This window comes from Streptomyces boluensis (genome assembly GCF_009908195.1).
In the GTDB taxonomy this organism is placed as follows: Bacteria; Actinomycetota; Actinomycetes; order Streptomycetales; family Streptomycetaceae; genus Streptomyces; species Streptomyces boluensis.
This window is the reverse complement of sequence record NZ_JAAAHS010000718.1, coordinates 1-1,320: the sequence shown is the minus strand read 5'-3', so window position 1 is coordinate 1,320 and position 1,320 is coordinate 1. Positions and strand designations below refer to the sequence as shown.

The 1,320-nt window shown below is 75.8% G+C and carries 1 protein-coding gene; it reads right to left on the bottom strand.

All coding sequences use genetic code 11. The annotated features are described in order from the left end of the window. Positions 1 to 1,320: non-ribosomal peptide synthetase (locus GUY60_RS37710; RefSeq protein ID WP_161706001.1), on the bottom strand; the 1,320-nt coding region annotated here is incomplete at both ends.

Sequence of the window (1,320 nt, the reverse complement as noted above, 5' to 3'; positions counted from 1 at the left end):
GACGGCGTTCAGGGGCAGGGCGAGGCCGAGTTCGGCACGTAGGTCGAGGACGAGGCGGGCGGCGCGCAGGGAGTCGCCGCCGACGGTGAAGAAGTCGTCGTGCACGCCGGGCGGCCCGGCCCCCTCGGGCAGTCCCGCCGCCCGCTGCCACAGCTCGGCGATGTGCAGCTCGCGCGGGGTGCGCGGCGGCACGTACGGCACCCCCTGCGTGCCGCTGCCGCTGGGCGGCGCCGGTGCGGTGGCCGCGAGGGCGGCGCGGTCGGTCTTGCCGCTCGGGGTGAGCGGCAGCGCGGTGGCGGGGACCAGGAGCGCGGGCACCAGGTGCGGGGGCAGGGCGGCGGCGAGCGCGGCGCGTACCCGCTCGGGTGCGGCGGGTCCTGTGTAGTGGGCGACGAGGCGTTTCGGTTCGCCGGTGGCGAGGACCACCGCGTCCGTGACGCCGTCCACGGCGCGCACGGCGGCCTCCGCCTCGGCGGGCTCCACGCGGTGGCCGCGGATCTTCACCTGGTCGTCGCGGCGGCCGATGAACTCGACGGTGCCGTCAGGGAGATGGCGCCCGAGGTCGCCGCTGCGGTAGAGGCGCTCGCCATCGCTTCCGCCCTCGTCGTCGACGTGGACGAAGCGGGTGCGGGACTCGGTGGCCGCGTCCTCCCCGAGGTAGCCGTCGGCGAGGGTGCGGCCGCCGATGCAGATCTCGCCGACCGTGCCCACCGGCACCGGGCGCAGCCGCTCGTCGAGGAGCCGGATGCGGGCGCCGTCGACGGGCCTGCCGATCGGCGGGCGCTCGGGCCAGTGCGCCGGGTCGCCGGTGAGCCGGTGGGCGGTGACCACATGGGACTCGGTGGGCCCGTACTGGTTCTCCAGGCTCGCCCCGGTGAGCCCGCCGAAGAACGTGCGCAGCGCCGGGGTGACGTACAGCTGCTCGCCCGCGGTGATGAACTCCCGTACCCGGCACGTGCGTTGGGTCGCGACCACATATCCGGCGAGTTGCTGCAGCGCCACGAACGGCAGGAAGAGGCGGTCGACGCGCTGGTCCTCGACCAGGTCGAGCAGGAGGTGCGGGTCGCGGCGGGTGTCGTCGTCGGCCAGGACGAGGGTGCCGCCCGCCGCCCAGGTCGCGAACAGCTCCTGGAAGGCGACGTCGAAGCCGATGGGGGCGAACTGGAGCGTACGGGTGCCCGGTCCGCAGGCGGAGTGCGCGACCTGCCAGTCGACGAGGGAGGCGAGCGCCCGGTGCGGCAGCGGCACCCCCTTCGGGCGGCCGGTGGAGCCGGAGGTGTGCAGGACGTACGCGAGGGTGTCGGGGGTGGGGGGTATGGG